Source organism: Aestuariimicrobium sp. p3-SID1156 (assembly GCF_025144225.1).
Taxonomy (GTDB): Bacteria; Actinomycetota; Actinomycetes; order Propionibacteriales; family Propionibacteriaceae; genus Aestuariimicrobium.
The window spans coordinates 302414-320242 of sequence record NZ_JALXXB010000001.1 but is presented as its reverse complement, the minus strand read 5'-3'; the positions used below and the strand labels follow the sequence as shown (position 1 = coordinate 320242).

19 protein-coding genes and 1 riboswitch are annotated in these 17829 nt (G+C 68.8%); of the genes, 5 read left to right on the top strand and 14 right to left on the bottom strand.

The window, feature by feature from the left end; all coding sequences use genetic code 11:
• The first annotated feature begins 65 nt into the window (after nt 1–65).
• Nucleotides 66–443 carry a hypothetical protein gene (locus M3G03_RS01485; RefSeq protein ID WP_259807569.1) on the top strand — a complete coding sequence of 126 codons (378 nt, stop codon included), beginning with the start codon at nt 66–68 and terminating at the stop codon, nt 441–443.
• A gap of 76 nt (nt 444–519) precedes the next feature.
• Here M3G03_RS01485 and M3G03_RS01480 read toward each other — a convergent pair whose 3' ends face one another.
• From M3G03_RS01480 to M3G03_RS01440, 9 genes are all read right to left on the bottom strand, one after another.
• The gene (locus M3G03_RS01480) at nt 520–1449 is read right to left on the bottom strand and encodes an ABC transporter substrate-binding protein (protein WP_259807568.1); all 930 of its coding nucleotides are present in this window, start codon (nt 1447–1449) and stop codon (nt 520–522) included.
• A 54-nt stretch (nt 1450–1503) separates the two neighbouring features.
• Nucleotides 1504–2166 carry an ABC transporter permease gene (locus M3G03_RS01475; protein WP_259807566.1) on the bottom strand — a complete coding sequence of 221 codons (663 nt, stop codon included), beginning with the start codon at nt 2164–2166 and terminating at the stop codon, nt 1504–1506.
• The gene (locus M3G03_RS01470) at nt 2163–2828 is read right to left on the bottom strand and encodes an ABC transporter permease (protein ID WP_259807564.1); all 666 of its coding nucleotides are present in this window, start codon (nt 2826–2828) and stop codon (nt 2163–2165) included. Before M3G03_RS01470 ends, M3G03_RS01475 begins: the two co-directional genes overlap by 4 nt.
• On the bottom strand, nt 2825–3652 hold the full coding sequence (locus tag M3G03_RS01465; RefSeq protein ID WP_259807562.1) for an ABC transporter ATP-binding protein: 828 nt from the start codon (nt 3650–3652) through the stop codon (nt 2825–2827). Before M3G03_RS01465 ends, M3G03_RS01470 begins: the two co-directional genes overlap by 4 nt.
• A 99-nt stretch (nt 3653–3751) precedes the next feature.
• Entirely contained in the window at nt 3752–4396 is a 645-nt protein-coding gene (locus tag M3G03_RS01460; RefSeq protein WP_259807560.1) for a TenA family protein, read from the bottom strand.
• The gene (thiD, locus tag M3G03_RS01455; RefSeq protein ID WP_259807558.1) at nt 4396–5226 is read right to left on the bottom strand and encodes a bifunctional hydroxymethylpyrimidine kinase/phosphomethylpyrimidine kinase; all 831 of its coding nucleotides are present in this window, start codon (nt 5224–5226) and stop codon (nt 4396–4398) included. Before thiD ends, M3G03_RS01460 begins: the two co-directional genes overlap by 1 nt.
• A complete protein-coding gene (gene thiE / locus M3G03_RS01450) occupies nt 5223–5861 on the bottom strand; it encodes a thiamine phosphate synthase (protein ID WP_259807556.1) in 639 nt (212 codons plus the stop codon). The genes thiD and thiE overlap by 4 nt, the downstream gene beginning before the upstream one ends.
• Complete coding sequence (gene thiM, locus M3G03_RS01445) at nt 5858–6658, bottom strand: hydroxyethylthiazole kinase (protein ID WP_259807554.1); 801 nt, start codon at nt 6656–6658, stop codon at nt 5858–5860. The genes thiE and thiM overlap by 4 nt, the downstream gene beginning before the upstream one ends.
• Nucleotides 6651–6744, bottom strand: a riboswitch (TPP riboswitch). Its footprint overlaps the gene before it by 8 nt.
• Nucleotides 6745–6770: 26 nt before the next feature.
• Nucleotides 6771–7850 carry a helix-turn-helix transcriptional regulator gene (locus M3G03_RS01440; RefSeq protein WP_259807550.1) on the bottom strand — a complete coding sequence of 360 codons (1080 nt, stop codon included), beginning with the start codon at nt 7848–7850 and terminating at the stop codon, nt 6771–6773.
• Nucleotides 7851–7959: 109 nt separating this feature from the next.
• Here M3G03_RS01440 and M3G03_RS01435 point away from each other — a divergent pair, with 109 nt between their 5' ends.
• Together M3G03_RS01435 and yaaA are read left to right on the top strand one after the other, a co-directional pair.
• On the top strand, nt 7960–9339 hold the full coding sequence (locus M3G03_RS01435) for an FAD-binding oxidoreductase (RefSeq protein WP_259807549.1): 1380 nt from the start codon (nt 7960–7962) through the stop codon (nt 9337–9339).
• Nucleotides 9340–9371: 32 nt separating this feature from the next.
• On the top strand, nt 9372–10151 hold the full coding sequence (yaaA, locus tag M3G03_RS01430; RefSeq protein ID WP_259807548.1) for a peroxide stress protein YaaA: 780 nt from the start codon (nt 9372–9374) through the stop codon (nt 10149–10151).
• 36 nt (nt 10152–10187) lie between these two features.
• Here the strand turns inward: yaaA and M3G03_RS01425 are convergent, their stop codons facing one another.
• Entirely contained in the window at nt 10188–10718 is a 531-nt protein-coding gene (locus M3G03_RS01425; RefSeq protein WP_259807547.1) for a hypothetical protein, read from the bottom strand.
• A gap of 133 nt (nt 10719–10851) precedes the next feature.
• Here M3G03_RS01425 and M3G03_RS01420 point away from each other — a divergent pair, with 133 nt between their 5' ends.
• Nucleotides 10852–13518 (top strand): multicopper oxidase domain-containing protein, encoded by a 2667-nt coding sequence (locus tag M3G03_RS01420; protein ID WP_259807911.1) that lies wholly within the window; start codon nt 10852–10854, stop codon nt 13516–13518.
• On the opposite strand, the gene M3G03_RS01415 is transcribed toward M3G03_RS01420, so the two are convergent.
• Nucleotides 13511–13645 carry a hypothetical protein gene (locus M3G03_RS01415; protein WP_259807545.1) on the bottom strand — a complete coding sequence of 45 codons (135 nt, stop codon included), beginning with the start codon at nt 13643–13645 and terminating at the stop codon, nt 13511–13513. The two genes, M3G03_RS01420 and M3G03_RS01415, sit on opposite strands and share 8 nt — an antisense overlap.
• A gap of 6 nt (nt 13646–13651) precedes the next feature.
• Here M3G03_RS01415 and M3G03_RS01410 point away from each other — a divergent pair, with 6 nt between their 5' ends.
• Nucleotides 13652–14587, top strand: a complete 936-nt coding sequence (locus M3G03_RS01410; protein WP_259807544.1) for a class F sortase — start codon at nt 13652–13654, stop codon at nt 14585–14587.
• Here the strand turns inward: M3G03_RS01410 and M3G03_RS01405 are convergent.
• Genes M3G03_RS01405 through M3G03_RS01395 form a run of 3 tightly spaced genes read right to left on the bottom strand, consistent with a single transcriptional unit; the run spans nt 14563 to nt 17753 of the window.
• Nucleotides 14563–15834, bottom strand: a complete 1272-nt coding sequence (locus M3G03_RS01405) for an aromatic acid exporter family protein (protein WP_259807542.1) — start codon at nt 15832–15834, stop codon at nt 14563–14565. The two genes, M3G03_RS01410 and M3G03_RS01405, sit on opposite strands and share 25 nt — an antisense overlap.
• Before the next feature lie 21 nt (nt 15835–15855).
• Complete coding sequence (locus tag M3G03_RS01400; RefSeq protein WP_259807540.1) at nt 15856–17187, bottom strand: hypothetical protein; 1332 nt, start codon at nt 17185–17187, stop codon at nt 15856–15858.
• Nucleotides 17187–17753, bottom strand: coding sequence for a SigE family RNA polymerase sigma factor (locus M3G03_RS01395; protein ID WP_259807538.1), 567 nt, complete (start codon nt 17751–17753; stop codon nt 17187–17189). Before M3G03_RS01395 ends, M3G03_RS01400 begins: the two co-directional genes overlap by 1 nt.
• Between the last annotated feature and the right edge of the window lie 76 nt (nt 17754–17829).

Genomic DNA, 17829 nt, shown 5'->3' with positions numbered 1-17829 from the left:
GAAGTTGTCCACAGATCGGTGCCCGGGGGGTTGTACCCCTGAACCGAATCCGCGTGGATGGACGCATGACCTACCTCACCCGCGCAGCCCTCCTCGCCACCGGGCTCACCGATGCCGACATCCGAGGCCAGGTCAGCGCGGGCAAGCTCCATCGCGTCGGCAGGGGCCGCTACACGCGCGAGGTCCTCAAGTCACCGCGCCAGCAACATCTCGCGCTGGCGCGCCAGGAGACCGGGATCCTGGGGCTGGAGTCAGCCGCACTCCTCCATGGACTGGCCGTGGCCAAGGTCCCAGCTCTCCTGCAGCTCGTCGTGCCGGAGTCGTCAAATGTTCGGCGACGGCAGGACAAGTGCATCTGGGGGTCGCGGGTGAACAGCGATGAGATTGTCACCGTCGAGGGCGACTCGGGGTCAACCCCCAGGCAGGAGCCAGCCAAGGTTTAAGCCGTCGTTCACCTGGCGTTCAACCGTCGCCGGCCTCGCTGCAGCGGGGACGCAAAATACGAATCATGGTTCGCTATCAGAGGAGCCCCTGCTCCGTGAGCCAACCCGAAGCGATCTCCTTGGACTTCTTCTTCTCGCTCACCGACTGCGCGTTCAGCTTCTGCAGCACCTCCGGGGTCAGTTTTGCGTTCACCGCATCGATCACACCGGCGGCCTTGTCATCGACCTTCTTCGACACCACCGGCACCACCTGCTGCGGGAGGATCAGGTTCTTCGGATCCTCCAGCACCACCAGCTTCTTCTCGGCGATCACGGGGCTGGCGGTGTACAGGTCGGCGACCTGCGCCTTGCCGTCGAGCAGCGCCTTGACCGTCAGCGGGCCGCCGGAATCCTCCACGGGCAGCACCTCCACGTCGATCCCGTAGGCCGACTTCGCTCCCTTCGGCCCGTAGGGACGCTCGGCGAACTCGCTGTTGGCGGCGATCTTCACCTTCCCCGCCTTGGCCAGGTCGGCGATGGACTTCAGCCCGTGCTTGGCGGCGAACTCCGGGGTCACGGTGTAGGAATCCTGGTCCGAGGCCGTCGCGGGCTTCAGCACCCGCAGGCCATCGGGCAGGGCCTTGCTGATCGCCTCCTGGATCCCGGCCTCATCGGTCGCCTTCGCGTTCTTGTCCAGGTACTGCATCAGGTTGCCGGTGTACTCGGGGAAGACGTCGATCCTGCCGGCCTTGATCTCGGGCAGGTACACCTCGCGCTGGCCGATCTGGTACTGCCGTTTCACCGTCAGGCCGGCCTTCTCCAGCACCTGCGCATAGAGCTCGGCGATGATCTCGTTCGAGTAGTACTGCTGCGATCCGACCACGAGGACGCCCGCAGCCTGACTCCCGGCATCCCCTCCGCTCGTGGCGGGTGCGAGCGGGTCGTCAGTGGAGCAGCCGGCCAGGCCGAGGAGTCCGGCCCCCGCGGCCAGCCCCCAATGTCCGAGGTCACGACGGGAGAGGGTCATGGTCGTTCCTTTCGTTCCTGTACTCATCGGAGTTTTCATCTACGGATGGCAGTGTCATCGGCGGGCGCTCACCGGGGTCAGCAGTTGTTGCAGCAGGGTGAACACGACCTCGCTGGCCAGCGCCAGTGCGATCACGAGCAGGGACGCCGCCAGCATCAGGTCATAGCGCTGGGTCTTCAACCCCAGGAACAGCAGGCGCCCCAGGCCACCGCCGCCAACATAGGCGGCCAGGGTGGCAGTCGCGATCACCTGCAGCATCGCCGAGCGCAGGCCCCCCACCAGGACGGGCATCCCGAGCGGCACTTCCACCTTGCTGAGCACCTGCAGCTCGCTCATCCCGCTGGCCCGGGCGCCATCGACGACCTGGGGGTCCACCGCCTCCAGGGAGGAGTAGGCCCCAGCCAGCACGCTGGGGATCGCAAGCACCACCAGCGCCAGGATCGGTGCCTGCAACCCCACCCCCAGCATCAGCCCGAGCAGGGTGACCAGACCCAAGGTGGGGAGCGCCCGAGCCGCGCCGGTGACGCCCACAGCCAGCCCGCGGCCGCGCCGGGTGTGCCCGACCCACCACCCCACCGGGATCGCCACTGCAGCAGCGATGGCCACGGCGAGCAGCGAGTACCACAGGTGCTGCCACACCAGGACGCCGGCGCCATGGGCTCCGGTCCAGTTCTGCCCGTCGGCGAGCCAGTCGAGGGCCGCGCGGAGCTGGATCATGGCGCCCCCTGCCCCACCGCACCCCGGCGCAGGGGTCGCGACCAGGGCAGCAGCAGGCGTCCGAGGTGGGCGATGAGCAGGTCGAGGACCAGCGCGAGCAGCATCGTCAGCACCAGCCCGACCACGATCTCCTCGGTGATGCCGCGCTGGAAGCCGTCGGTGAACAGCGACCCCAGGCTGGGCACCCCGAGCACCGCCCCGACGGTGACCAGCGAGACGGTACTCACCGCGACCACCCGCAGGCCGGCAAGCATTGTCGGACCGGCCAGCGGCAGTTCCACGGCCAGGAACCGGCTCAACGATGGGTAGCCCATGGCCTGCGCGGCGTCGAGAACTCGCGGGTTCACCTGGGCCAGCGCGTCCACTGTCGCGGGCAGCATCAGCGCCACCCCGTAGAGCGTGAGCGCGACGATGATGTTCCATTGCGAGCGGATGCCGGTCCCCAGCACCAGCGGAAGGATGACGAACAGCGGTAGCGAGGGGATGGCGTAGAGCAGCGCCGAGCCGCCGACCAGCATCGCGCGCAGCACCCTCACGCGGGTGGCGACCCATGCCAGGGGGATGGCGAGCAGCAGGCTCAACACGATCGGCGGGAGCGAGAGCAGCAGGTGACGACCGAGCAATTGCCCGATCACATCCAGGTTGTCCAGCGTCCAGCTCATCGATGCTGCCCCGGTTCGCCGAGCACACCCACCGCGCGACCCTGGGCGTCCAGAAGAACGGTGCGGTCACCGCTCCCCGAGGGGTGCAACACCCGCTCCCCTGCGGCCAGGCCGACGAAATCGCGGACGAAGTCGTTGGCGGGCTGGGCGAGGATCTCCTCCCCGGTGCCACGCTGGGCAACCTGCGCGCCGGGAGCGAGGATCAGGATCTGGTCGCCGAGCAGCAACGCCTCCGCGATGTCGTGGGTAATGAACAGGACCGTCTTGCCGAGCTCACCCTGCAGCCCGAGCAGCCACTGCTGCAGGTCGCGGCGGACCAGCGGGTCGACGGCGGCGAAGGGTTCGTCCATCAGCAGCACCGCCGGGTCGGCGGCCAGGGCGCGAGCCACTCCGACGCGCTGTTGCTGGCCTCCGGAGAGCTGGTGCGGGTAGCGACGGGCCATGGAACGGTCAAGGCCGACGAGATCCATCAGCTCCAGCGCGCGACCGTGGGCGTCCTTCTTCGAGACACCCTCCAGCAGCGGCACGGTGGCGATGTTGTCCAGGACGCGGCGGTGCGGCAGCAGGCCACCGCTCTGCATCACGTAGCCGATGCCGCGGCGCAGCGTCACCGGGTCCTGCGATGCGACGTCGCGCCCGTCGAGCAGGACGCGTCCGGAGCTCGGCTGGACCATCCGGTTCACCATGCGCAGCAGCGTCGTCTTGCCGCACCCTGACGAGCCCACCAGCACTGTGGTCGATCCGACCGGCACCTCGGCACTGAAGTCCTCCACGGCGCGGGTGCCGTCGGGGTAGGACTTGGCCACGTGCTCGAAGGTGATCACGGCGAGGTCCTCTCCTGGGGTGTCCCCACCCTGCCACACCGTGCTTCGCACGCGTGGTGATTCACTGCTCACCACCCGCACGGGTGGTGCGCGGCTCGATCAGACCGGCCAGCCCTCCCGGCGCCAGGCGGCGTCCCAGAACATCCACTCGTACCTCGCTGCCGTGACATAGGCCTCGACCATCTGCTCGCGCACCGCCGGGGTGGCGGTCTCGGCCAGCCCATCGGCAATCCTCCGCGCCTTCGCGGTCGACTCGGCGAACTCGGGGTCGGAGTAGACGCCGATCCAGTCCCCATAGGGATGCTTGTCCAGGTCCCCGGCCGCCTCGAGCAGTCGCTCGCCGACGACCTGGTAGATCCAGAAGCACGGCAGGATCGCCGCAACTCCCACCTCATAAGGGGAAACAGCCGCCCGTGCCAGCAGGAAGTTTGTGTAGGCCCCACAGGTTGGCGACATGTCACCGAAGTCCAGGTCCACGTGCGTGGAGTGCAGTTCACGCTCGGCCACGATCGCGCCGATCACGCCGTTGGCCCAGAACGCCACCTCCTCGGCGTCCAGGGCCTTGGCGGCCAGCAGCCCCATCGCGCGGCCGTAGTCGGCCAAGTAGAGCGCATCCTGGGTCATGTAATGGGTGAACACCTCGCGATCCAGTGACCCGTCCCCGAGCGCCTTCACGAACGGATGCTCGTGGATCGCCTGCATGATCGGCTGGGTCTTCTCCCAGACCTCGTCGCTGAACCCCATCACTGCTCTCCCTTCTCCCACAGCTTCCAGAAGTGGTGCACGGGCCCGTGCCCCTGGCCCACCTCGAGTTCGTCGGCGTGCTCCAGCGCGCCGGTCAGGTATTCCTTGGCCTCCTGTACCGCCGTCGGCCAGTCCTCAGTCCGGGGACGCAGCGCAGCGATCGCCGAGGACAGCGTGCACCCCGTCCCGTGGGTGTTCTCCGTTGCGACCCGGTGCGCGGTGACCTCCACGATGCCGTCCGCATCGGCGTACAGGTCGGTCGCCTCCGGCCCGGCCAGGTGCCCCGCCTTGATCAGGACGCGCTGGGCCCCCATCGCGAGCAGCGCCCGCGCCTGGGTCGCCATCTGCTCCTGGTCGCGTGCCGTCTCCACACCGAGCAGCACGGCGGCCTCCGGCAGATTGGGCGTGATCAGGGATGCCCGTGGGACCAGCTCCCGCACGGCCTGTTCAGCCTCCTCGTCGAGCAGCCGGTCACCGGAGGTGGCGACCATGACCGGGTCGAGCACGACGTGGGCGTCCTCGCCGCGACGTTCGCGGTAGTCGTCGAGGATCGTGCCGACGGAGGTCGCCACCCGCGCATTGGCGAGCATGCCGATCTTGATCGCATCGGGGACGATGTCGTCGACCAGGGTGTCCCACTGCTGCCGGACGAATTCGGGCTCGGCAGCGACGAAACCGGTCACACCCTTCGTGGATTGGGCAGTCAGCGCTGCGATGATGCCCATGCCGTAGGCGCCGAGCGCGCTGAAGGCCTTGACGTCGGCGAACACCCCGGCGCCACCGCTGGGGTCGACGCCGGCGATGGTCAGCACCTTGGGAACGGAGGTCACTGGTTCCACTCCTCGATCAGTTGGCGGGTGGCAGCGCCCGGGTCCTCGGCGGCGCACACGGCGCTGACCACGGAGAAGCCGGTTACTCCGGTCGCGCGCACCGTCTGCAGGCGCCCGGGCTTGATGCCGCCGATGGCCACGCACGGCACCTCGGATGCCTGGGCCAGCGCTCGGATGTGGTCCGGCCCGGAGCTCGCCACCGCATTGGGCTTGGTGGTCTGGTCGAAGATCGGCCCCAGGCCCAGGTAGTCGACGGTGCCCAGCGGCAGGTCGTTAATCGCCCGGACCTGCTCCATGGTCTGGGCGGACAGCCCGAGGATCGCGTCGGGACCAAGGATCCGGCGTGCCTCGCGGGGGTCCATGTCGTTCTGGCCGATGTGGGCGCCATGCGCGCCGGTCTCGGCGACCAGGTCGACCCAGTCATTCAGCACGACGGTGACGCGACCGTCGACCGCCGTGACCACCGCGCGGGAAAGTTCGGCGAACTGGTCGCGGGAGGCGTCCGGATCGCGCACCTGGATGAAGCTGGCACCGTTGTCGACGGCTGCCTCGACGGTACGGACGACCCCCTCGACCCCACCGCACATGGCGGTGTCGGTGATGACATAACAGGTCAGGTCGAAGGCGTGGCTCATGACAGCTTCACCCTCGCGGCCAGCTGCTCAGGAGTGAGGGCATGCAGCTCATCAATGAGGTGCATCGCGAAGCTGCCCGGGCCGGCGCACTTCTCGACGGCAGCATCGGCAGCGACGCAGAGCACGGCGGTCGCGGCCGCAGCGGCGACCAGCGGTTCGGCCTCGGACGCGTAGGCAGCCATCAGCGCACCCAGCGAGCAACCCACGCCGGTCACCTTGGTCATCAGCTCGTCACCGTTGGCGATCCGGACCACCTGCTCACCATCAGTGAGGTGGTCGACCGCACCGGACACGGCGACGACAGCGCCGGTGCTGCGAGCGAGCTCCTTCGCGACGTCGAGAACTGCTTCCGGCGAATCGGTGGCGTCCACCCCGCGACCGCCGGCGCCGCCGGCGAGCCCGGAGATCTCGGAGGCATTGCCGCGGATGATGGTCGGCTTGTGTGCGAGCAGGTCGCGGGCGACGGCGGTGCGGACCGGCAGCCCGCCGGCGGCGATCGGGTCGAGCACCCAGGGCGTCCCGGCGGCGCGGGCAGCGGGGGCGGCCAGCCGCATCGCCTCGATGGTCTCCAGGTAGGGGGAGCCGAGGTTGATCAGGACGCCGGAGGCCACCTCGGCGAAGGTTGCGGCCTCGGTGATGGTGTCGCACATGGCCGGGGAGGCACCGGCTGCCAGCAGCACATTGGCGGTGACATTGGCGACCACGATATTGGTGATGCACTGCACCAGTGGGGTGTGGTCGAGAACGGCCTGATGGGCCCGGGCAAGCTGGTCAACGGTGACAGCAGGTGCGCTCATCCTGAGACGTCCCTTCGCTAGTTCGAACTAGAGCAGGTTCGACGGGTGTGATCTCAGCCGATCGCTCGGCACCCCGCGTCCTCATGCCAACCTAGCAGGTGCCGCGATGTGCTCAGCCAGTGACGTAGATGCGAGAGATCAGCTCGCGCCGGCTGCGCACACCGACTTTCCCGAAGACCACTTTCAGGTGGTCCTGCACCGTGTACGGCGACAGGCACAAGGTGGCGGCGATCTCCTTGGTCGAGGCGCCGCGCAGCACGAGTTCAGCGACCTGGCATTCCCGATCGGTGAGTCCGGACGCGGCCAGCAGCAACGACATCACCTCCGGTGCCCGGGCGTGGGTGATGGTGACGGCCACATCCCCGGGGCGACTGTCGGGGCCATGCAGGGGTGCGGCGTGGAGGACGAGCCAGCCCCCCTGCGCAGTACGGACACGGGTATGGGTCGAGGACTGGGGATCCTGCTGGGCGTGCACCCTGGCAGCGGCGACAAGCGTCCAGAACAGGGGTGGGAAGGTGGCAGGGGCGGAATGTGGCCGCTCACGCCACTCGAGCAGGGCCAACAACCCTTCGGCATGTGCAGACCGCAAGTGCACCTCACCCCTGGCGTCCACAATCAGGACAGCCGGGGCCGACGCGGACGGTGGGGTGACGGCCCGCTGGCGCAGAATCCCCTGCCGCACCCCATGGGCGATGACGCCCGACACCGACGCCATGAAGCAGGTCTCAGCGACGCTGAAGGCAATGTCCTTCTGGGGGCGGAACAGCGACAGCGCTCCCCAGGGGGACGTTCGGTCCCGACAGATTGCTCGCAGTTCGTCACCAACCCCGAAAGCGGGGATGAGGACGGCGCCGAGGCGGGGGCTGCGATGGACCTGGCCATCGGTCTCCACTGACATGGACACGGCGTCCACACCCCGCTCGAGCAGCCGGTGGAAGCTGGTCTCGTCCGGCTCACCGAACTCGATCAGGCCCCAGGCAGCGTCGTAGCGGCGGTCCGCGGCGTGCGGGCCGTACTTGAAGCTGCCGGAGATCAGCCCGGTGGCAGGGTCGAGGGTGGCGAAGCAGGAGCCGGCTGAGGGCACGACCGGTTGGAGCGCGGACATCACCTCGTCCACGAATGACGCGAGATCCAAACCGGCGCGAGCCAGGAGTTCCAGTTCACGCCGCGCCCGCTGGGCAGCGATCCTCATGGCGGACACCATCGCATGGGCTGGGGCCAGAACGGCGTCGGAAGCACGGCCGAAAAACCCCAACATTGTGGGATGGTCGGAGGCTCCGGGTTGTCCGCAAACTACCACCATGACTGCCCTTGCCCCCGATTCCTCCACCGCGCCGGGTCTCCGCAACCTGGATGGCGTGATCGTGCACCTCGCTGGTGACCCCGGCTTCGACGCGGCGCGGTTGCCGTGGGCCTGCAATGTCGACCAAACCCCCGTGGCAGTCGTCGAGCCTCGTTCCGTGGCGGAGGTCGTGCGCGTCGTCCACGCTGCACGCGAGGCCGGTCTTCGGATCATGCCCCAGGCCACCGGCCACCATGCGGGAGCACTGACACCAGACATCTGGCAGGACACCGTGCTGATGAGGCTGGGTCGGCTCGATTCCGTCACCATCGACCCGGAAGCGGGGCTCGCAGTCATCGGGCCCGGTGCACTGTGGCAGCACGTGCTGGACGCGGCGGCACCGCACGGTTTCACCGCGAACCATGGCAGTGCGCCGGACGTGGCGGCGATCGGCTTCCTGCTGGGTGGCGGCATCGGCTGGTACTCGCGGCGCTACGGGCTCGGCTGCAACCAGCTGCGCTCGGCTCAGGTGGTGACCGCCTCCGGGGACGTGGTCCGCTGCTCTGACTCGGAGAATGCCGACCTGTTCTGGGCTGTGCGTGGGGGAGGAGGTTCTTTCGGGATCGTCACCAGCGTCGAGCTCCAACTACTCCCCCATGTGGACGTCCCTGCCGGGATGCTCGCCTGGGACCGCAGCTGCGCCGCAGAGGTGGTTCCGGCCTGGGTGCGCTGGACCGGGACTGTCCCCGACACCGCGACAACGTCTCTGCGCCTGCTGACCGTGCCACCGCTGCCCGAGGTTCCAGAGCCCGTGCGGGGTCGTGAACTGGTCGTCATCGACGGCGCGATCCTGGAGGATGATCGGAGGGCCGCGGAACTTCTGGAGCCGTTGCGGGCGTTGTCGCCCGAGATCGACACGTTCGCACGCATCCCGGCGCCTGCCGTGACCCGCATCCACCTGGATCCGGAAGGTCCGACACCGTCGGTCTCGGACCACGCCCTACTGACCCACCTGGATGACGCGGCGGTGGAGGCCTTCATCACCGCCGTCCCCTCCGGGAGCCCGCTGCTGGCCGCTGAACTGCGGCATCTCGGCGGCGCTCTGGGCGAAGCACCTGTGGGCGCGGGGGCGGTGGGCTCACTTGCGGGGCAGTACGCGCTGTTCACCGCCGCGATCGCGGCGACCCCTGAGATGGCCGCTGCCGGGGTCGAAGCCGGCTCTGTGCTGGTCGAGGCGATGCAGCCCTGGTCGACGGGTCGGCGGTTTGCCAACTTCACGAACCGGCCGGCTCCTTCCGAGAGCCTGTATCCGGTCGCGTCGTGGGAACGGCTGGGCGCGATTCGGGACCAGATGGACCCGGATCGCCTTCTGGTCCTGTCCCACCCGATCGGCAGCTGAGGGGAGGCGGGCCAGCCCGCTACCCTCAAGACATGCTCGCCCTGCTCTCCCCCGCAAAATCACTGGATCTCGAGTCCCCACTGCCGACCCGCAAGCACACTGAGCCGCGCCTGTTGGAGGCGTCCGAGGAGCTCGTGCGCGTGTTGCGTGGCAAGTCGGTCTCGCAGGTGGCGGAGCTGATGGGGATTTCCGATGAGCTCGCGGCGCTGAACGTGGAGCGTTACACGTCCTTCGAGCTGCCGTTCACGACAAGGAATGCGCGCCCGGCGATGCTGATGTTCTCCGGCGACGTCTACCAGGGCCTGGACGCCCGGGAGCGCTTCGATGCCCGCGACTGGACCGAGGCGCAGAAGACCCTGCGCGTCCTGTCGGGGCTCTATGGCCTGTTGCGACCGCTCGACCTGATCCAGCCCTATCGCCTCGAAATGGGGACGCATCTGGCCACCGAGCGGGGCACAACCCTCTACCAGTACTGGGGTTCGCGCATCACCGACCTGGTCGCCGCTGACCTGGCCGGGTCGCCGGGTCCGGATGTCGTGGTGAACCTGGCCTCGGCCGAGTACGCCGGTGCGGTGAAGTTCGACGAGCTGGACGCCAGAGTCGTGACGCCCCGCTTCGAGGACCGGGACCGATCGGGGAACTGGAAGGTGATCTCCTTCCCCGCCAAGCGAGCCCGCGGCGAGATGGCCGGCTGGCTGGTGACCGAGCGCGTCCGCAGCGTGAAGGCGATCACTGAGTTCGACGGTGGCGGGTACCGGTACGCCGCCGAGGTGTCGAGCCCGGACCAGCCGGTGTTCCGCAAGCTGGCCTGACGGCGCCGAGAAGAGGAACTGGCAGGGTGACCCGGCTCAGGCCGGGAGCGCATCCTCGCCGGCTCGCCATGCCCGCCACAGCGTGAGCGCCGACAGACTGACACCATCGCGCAGCGAGCCGGACATCATCATCAGGTCCAGCTCGTCCTCACCGACCCAGTCCAGGACCGGGCCGTCCCCGTCACGCCCAGGATCGGGGAGGACGACATCCGCGGTCTCCAGAAGGACCACGTCCATCCTGAGTGGCAGCGAGCCGGCGTCCGGATGGAAGCGTCCGAGCAGTTGCGCCTTGGTGGCGCGCAGGCCGACCTCCTGCAGCAGCGTGGCGGCGGCCTGCTCGGCGTCGGCCTCGAAGGCGAGCGGTGCCCGCGGCAGTTCCCACAACTGGACGCCGGCAGCCAGGCGATCGTGTCGCGCCATCAGCAGCGAGCCGCCCTCGCACTGGCAGACGATCACGAAGCCCTCGACCTGGGCGTCCTCAAGGGATTCAATGGCGACAGCATCGGGCCACAGCGGAATCGGGTCCTCGTAAGCGGCGTCGGTCGCGCAGGGCGGGTCGACTGTCATGCCTCACTTCTATCAGCCCCTGACGAATAAGGAAAGACCCATCCCGACCAATCTCCCCCGGTCGGGTGGCCCAGCGATACAATGCCCCCCTCGGGTGGACCCGGTGCGCGATCTGTCACAGCCACAGGGCACGATGGAGGGTGTGATCGACCTGTCCTCCCGCCTTGCCGCTGATCGCCCCTCCCGGCCCTCCGGACAGCGTGATGCCCTCGACAGGCGTGCCTGGCATCGCAAGGCCTCGCGGCCGGTGATGGCCTGGTTGGTGGCGCTCATCGTGCTGGGTTTCATCCACCGCTGGATCCCTCAGTCCCGCTGGCTGCTGGTCCACATGGCCACGCTCGGCGTGGTCACCAACTCGATCCTCATCTGGAGCCAGCACTTCGCGGACTCCCTCCTGCATGCCCGCCGCACCGATTCCTCCCACAGCAAGCAGGTCATGCGGATGCGGCTGCTCAACCTGGGCATCGTCGTGACCTCCGCCGGCATGGTCGGTGAGTGGCCCTGGGTGACCACGGTCGGCGCCACGGTCGTGGGGCTGGCACTGCTGTGGCATGCCGCCTCGCTCGCCAACCAGTCGAAGGCCGCCCTGCCGGCCCGCTTCGGCCACGTCGTGCGCTGGTACCTGGCCGCCGCCGCGCTGCTGCCGGCGGGCGCCGTCATCGGCGCAATCATGTCCTTCAGCCAGCCTGAACCCTGGCAGGGACGCCTCCTGATCGCGCACCTGCTGCTGAATGTGCTGGGCTTCGTCGGGCTGACCGCCACCGCCACCCTGCTGACGCTGTGGCCCACGATGCTCCGCACCCCGATGGCGGGCTGGAGTGAGAAGGCCCACCGCATCGCCCTGCCGCTGATGCTTGCCGCCGTCCTGGTCGGCGCCACTGGCGCGGCACTGGGCTGGCGCTGGGTCGCGGTTGCCGGGCTCGGTGCCTGGCTGGTCGGTCTCGGATTCGCCGCTGCGCCGGCGATCGCGGTGGCCCGCCGCAAGCCCCCGAAGGACTTCCCGACCTGGTCGGTCGCCGCAGCAGTCGTCTGGGTCGCCGGCTGCATCGCCTGGCTGCTCTGGCAGGTCGCCACCCGTGAGGTGATGGACGCTGAGGGCGTGAAGTCGCCCACCGGCCCACTCGTGGCCGGCGGTCTGGTGCAGCTCGTCCTGGGTGCGATGAGTTACCTGATGCCGGTGGTGATGGGCGGCGGGCCGCGCACCGTGCGGGCGACCAATGCGGTGATGAACCGGGCCTGGGCCCTGCGAGTGAGCCTGGCCAATGCCGGCCTGGTCGCCTACCTGCTGGCTGAGTCCTCCATGGCGCGCGTCGTGAGCTCGCTGCTGGTGTTCGGCGCCTACGCGGCGATCGTGCCGCTGATCCTGTCCATGGTGCGCACCTTCACGACGGTGCGCCTGGAGAACCCGCAGTCGAAGACCATCCCCGTGGCCCCGAGCGCCGTGGGCACGCCCGCAGCGGTCATCGAGCAGACCGCGAATCGGGGGCGCCGCGACCTGATTGAGGGTGCGGTCGGGCTGGGCGCGGTGGTGGGCGCGATGGCGCTCTTCGACCGCCGCCGCATCGGAGGCGGTGGGAGGCAGGGCCAGAACGTCCCCGCGACCGGACGCACCGTCGAGGCGACCGTGAGCGCCAAGGACATGCGGTTCATCCCCGACCACGTCGAGGTGAACCCCGGGGACCGCGTGGTGATCCACCTCACCAATGACGACCCGACCCAGGTCCACGACCTCTACTTCGCCTCCGGTGTGACCTCCGGCAGGCTCAAGCACGGGCAGAAGTCGACCCTTGACCTGGGTGTGGTCGGCCAGCCGCTCGAGGGCTGGTGCACCATCGTCGGACACCGCGCGATGGGCATGGTCTTCCACGTCCGCACCACCGGGTCGACGGCGGCTGCCGCCACCACGGCCCCGCACCAGCAACACCAGCAGCAGCCGATCGACCTGGCCGCCAAGCCCGGCAAGAACTTCCGCACCCGCTCCGCGGTGGTGCCCGAGACCCCGGCCGGCGATGTCACCCACGAGTTCGTCGTCACCGAATCCGTGCAGGAATTCGCGCCCGGGGTGACCCAGAACGCGATGACCTACAACGGACGCGTGATGGGGCCGCTAGTGCAGGCCTCCCTGGGCCGCACGGTCACGGTGAGGCTGAGGAACAAGGGCACCATGGGGCACTCGATCGACTTCCACGCCGGCGACGTATCACCCAATCAGGTGATGCGCACCATCGCGCCGGGGGAGGAACTGGTCTACCCGTTCGTCGCGCGGCGCTCGGGGATCTGGCTCTACCACTGCTCCACGATGCCGCTCAGCGCCCACGTGGCGGCCGGCATGTACGGCGCTGTCATTGTGCCGCCCACCGGCCTGGCGACGGTGGACCGCGAGTACTACCTCGTCCAGCAGGACGCCTACCTGGGCCCCGAGGGCGGGGAGGTCGACAGCGCCAAGATCGCCGAGGAGCGCCCCGACCTGGTGATGTGGAATGGGCACGCCAATCAGTACGTCCACGACCCGCTGGTGGCCCGAGTGGGCGAGCGGGTGCGCATCTGGGTGCTGGCGGCCGGGCCCTCGCGTGGGACGACCTTCCACGTGGTGGGGAGCCAGTTCGACACCGTCTTCAAGGAGGGCGAGTGGTTGCTGCGCCCCAATGCGCACGGCGGTGGATCGCAGGCCCTGGACCTGGGCCCCTGCCAGGGCGGTTTCGTGGAGATGGTCTTCCGAGAGCCGGGCACCTACACCTTCGTCAACCACTCCTTCGCGAGCATGGAGAAGGGTGCGCGCGGGTTGATCACGGTCACCTGAACCGACTGACCAGCCATTCGGCCGTCGTCTGCTCGAACTCGCCGAGGAGGGTGATGAGTTCCTGCTCGGCCAGCCCCCGGCTGGATCCTGTCCACCGTAGCTCGGGGCCACCCTCGTCAATTAGCATGGCGGCGTGGCCACCCCCCTCCGTCCCGCGCAGCGACGCATGCTCGTCGTCGGCCTGGTCGTGATCGCGATGGTCGCGGCCCTGGTCATCTGGCGACTCCTGATGCCCTCGAAGGACCAGCTCACTGCCGAGCCGGTCACCTCGACGGCCAGCAACACTGCTCCGACATCTAGCGCCGCCCCTCCCACCTCGGACGCCCCGAGCACCGCCGCCAGCAGCTCTGCGCCGACCTCGCCCGCCAGCGCCTCCCCGACGCCTGCCGCGCCGAGCAGCACGTTGAAGGCCAGCACGGGAACGAAGCCCCCTGCGTCCTCGACCGCTGGCGGGAACGACGGATCGGGCACGGGAACGAATGGCTCACGTACGGGCGGTTCGAAGTCGGGCGGCTCGAACGGGGATGGCTCCAGTAACGGCAACGGGGGCGGTTCCGGCGCTGGGGGTTCTGGCGGCGGCTCGAACGCAGGCTGCATGACCACGCTGACCCCCATCACCCCCACGCGGATGCGCATCCCCTCCATGGGCGTCAGCTCACCGGTGATGTCCGTCGGCACCGACGCCAATGGCGCCGCCGGCGCCCCTCCGAAATCGGCCTCCCACACCACCGCGTGGTGGGCCGGGGGCCCGCGCGTCGGCTCCAGCCAGGGCAAGGCTGTCCTGACGATCCACACCTACCGCAACGGCGGCGCGCTGGGGAACAGCATGGCCTCCACCTTCACCACCGGCTCGATCGTCAAGCTCAGCGACTCCTCGGGCCGCACCCAGTGCTACCACCTGGTCAAGCGCACCAAGGTGTGGGTCAAGAGCTACGACCCGAACAGCAATGCCGTCTACGACACCTCCGGGCGTCCCCAGATCGTGATCGTGACCTGCTGGGACTTCAACCGGTCCACCCAGGCCTGGGACTCGCGCCTGCTCTACTACCTCGAGCCGCTGGCCGGCTGATCGCCCGCGCCGCCCTGCGGGCTGGTCGCGTCGGAGGTCCTGATCGCCGGGAACGTCTCGGTGCCCCAGAGGCCGGAGGCATCCTCCAGCCCCAGTTCCAGACTGCGTTCCCGGGTGGGAGCGTCCGCGAGCGCGGCGCGCGCCTGGTGGAGTGACAGGCCGGTGAGTTGGAGCAGGTCCACCACGACAGCCCGCAGCAGCGAAACCAGCGAGGTGGTGCGCCAGTCATTCGAGCGAGCCACCTCCAGCGGAGCGAGCTGATGGGCGATGTCGAGGGCCTCGCGTCGTGCCCTCACGGGCTTGTTCCAGTGCCCCACTGAGGAGGCCAAGTGGCGCATCGCCTGGGCAGAGTCGCTCACCAACTCACCGCCGCGGGGGTTGGGCCCGATCTCGCCGACCACTCCGCGCGCCTGCCGAACGAGCATCTGCAGCGCTATCTGGAGGCGTCCGGCGATCTCCAGGAGGCGGTCGAGTTCGGCGAGTTCGCGTCGTTCCCCACGCAGGCGCGGGTTGAGCGCGGCGATGTCTGCTGCCGAGGACTGGGCAGCCTGGCCATCAGTGAGCTGGCGGCGAGCCTCGTCGAGATACCCCTGGGCGGCGCTGACCAGTTCGGCGTCCCCCCTGGACAGGCCCTTGCCCATGGCCTCCAGCGCTTCACCCAGCCGGTGCATGGCGGTGCTGGTGTAGCGACGCGGGCGGGTGGTGATACTGGTCGGGAAGACCACCGCCGCGACCAGACCCACCAGGGCGCCGGTGAGCGAGTCAACCCAGCGCCCCACCGAGGAATGCGGCAGATCGTGCTGGGTGGCCAAAGCTGCGAGGGCGGCGACCACCATGGCGTTGATCGCCGATTGGAAGGTCATCAGGTCTGAGCGGTCCATCATGCGGGCCAGCAGCGGCGTGACCAGCAGGATGAGCAGCAGCTGCCACCAGCCGAACCCGATCGCCCTGGCCGCGAGTTCGCCGATGAGGACGCCGAAGCTTACCCCGACACCGATCTCCAGCACCCGTCGCGGCTGCCTGTTGCGCGAGAAGCCGAGCGCGAGATAGCAGGACACGGCCGCGAAGACCGGGTTGGGCTGCCGCCAGAGGTAGGCGCAGATCAGGTAGGCGATGGTGGCGGCGATGGCGGCTTGGGTGTTGGGCACCGCAGCTCCGCGCACACGGGAGCGTCCACTGGCGGCCCAGGCCCGCACTGTGGCCAGGACCCGGAGATGACGTCGGTCAGAACGTGGGGGCTCGCTCACCCCGCAAGTCTAGTGAGGGGGTCAGCAGCGAAGGGTCGTCGTGGACAGGTCGGACCACCCCTTGGTGCCGGTCGCATTGTGGGTTGTTCCCGGGTTCCGCAGCAGGACGTCCTGGGGCGTGAGGCGGTAGTACGGCCCCTGCGGCCCGCTGGGGAGCACGACGTGGGCGCCCGTGCGGAGGTCGACGAGGTGGAAGTCACCGTCTCGGCCCTGGCGACTCAGGGCGTAGTTGGTGCCCACCGAGCCGAGGGAGATGTCCGAGCCGTCGGCGTGGAGCTCCAGCGGCTTCGGCATCGCCGGCGACCACACCATGGTCTTGGCTCCGCCCTCGCCGGGGTTGGAGTTGGCGAAGACCCAGGTGGTGCCGTTGGTCTTGATGGGCGAGTACATCGCCACGGTGGAGCCGTCAGCCGACGTGGGGCGCGCCGGACCGTCACCGGAATCAACCATTCCACTCGAGCCGGGCACGTAGACCGCGTAGGCCCCCTGGGGCAGCAGCTCAGCGGTGCCGTACTCCCCGACGTGGACGACCTTGCTCGCGCCGGTGTCGAGGTTCACCAGGTGGATGCGCTGGGTGTCCATCTCGCCGCCGGAAGTCAGGAGCGCCCAGCCATCGCGCACCTGGAGATCGCCGTTGAAGAAGACCTGCTCGCCAACCTGGACCTGGACGGCATTGCCTCCGGTCTGGGCATCCCAGCGGTAGAGCACCGAACTCGCCTCCCCGGCGTTCTGGCCCGGGGTGGCCAACAAGGCGACGTAGCGGCCATCGGTCTGGGCATTGACGACGTCGCCCTCGCCGAGGTCGAGGACGCTCCTGCCATTGATCTCGACCCAGCCGTCCTCGCGGAGGTCGACGCCCATGGTCCCACCAGGGCCCATGGTGAGCAGGTTGGGCGAATTGCGGAATTGCAGACTGAGATCAGGGGTGCAGAGGCTGGTCACGCTTCCCGCCCCCCGCCCGGTCGAACCAGCACTGGACCCTGAACCGGGCGCCGAGCTGGCCGGTGTCGGGGTGGACGGGGTGCGAGTCGACACGGTGGGAGTCGACACGGTGGGAGTCGACACGGTGCGAGTCGACACGGTGCGAGTCGACACGGGCGAGGGCGAGTCGCTGGTGGACGTGGGTGAGGTCGTCGGGCTGGGGGCCTGGGCCCACTGCGGCTCGTCCGAGCGCAGGGAGTTGACCCCGAAGGCCACAGCCACGGCTGTGATGACCGCTGCTGCCCCGGTGCCAGCCGCGACCACGCGGCGCCGGGTCCGGGCGCGGTGCGCGAAGGCAAGGACCTTCTCCCCATCGAGCCCCTCCGGGAGCCCTTCTTCCTGCAACATGGCACGCAGATCGTCGGTGTCCATCACTGCCCTCCTCCCCGGGCCACCGCAGGTGTGGACGTGGCGGCGTGAACCTGCAGCTTGGCCAGTGCCCTCGACACAGTGCTCTTCACCGTCCCGACGCTCACCCCCATCTGCCGCGCCACTTCCGCTTCGGGAAGGTCCTCCCCGAAGCGCAGCACGACTGCTGCTCGTTCTCGTGCCGTCAACAGCGCGAGATTCTTGCGAAGGGTTGCACGCTGGATTGCCAGCGTTTCGGGTCCACGCCGATCGGACTGTACCGGTTGCAACTCACCGTCGCTCATCACGACCTCGTGGTCGAGGTCCCGCATACCGGCCTTGCGCCCCCATCGCTGCCTGCCGCGCAGGCTGTCAGTGTGGGCATTGACCATGATCTGACGCACGTACCCGAATCCATCGCCTGCCTCGAGTTCCACCTTCGACCACTTGCGATAGGCCCGCTCAAGAGAGGTTTGGACGAGGTCCTTCGCCTCATCCTGGTGACGAGTCAGATGCAGTGCCAGCCGCATCAACTCCGGACTTCGTTCATCGACGAAGCGCACGAAGCTCTCGTCTGTGGCTCGACCCATCTGACCCTCCTCTCACCCTCCAATACGGCCAGGGGTTCTGGAGGGTTGTGGGGCGTCCACAGAATTATGGAATGCC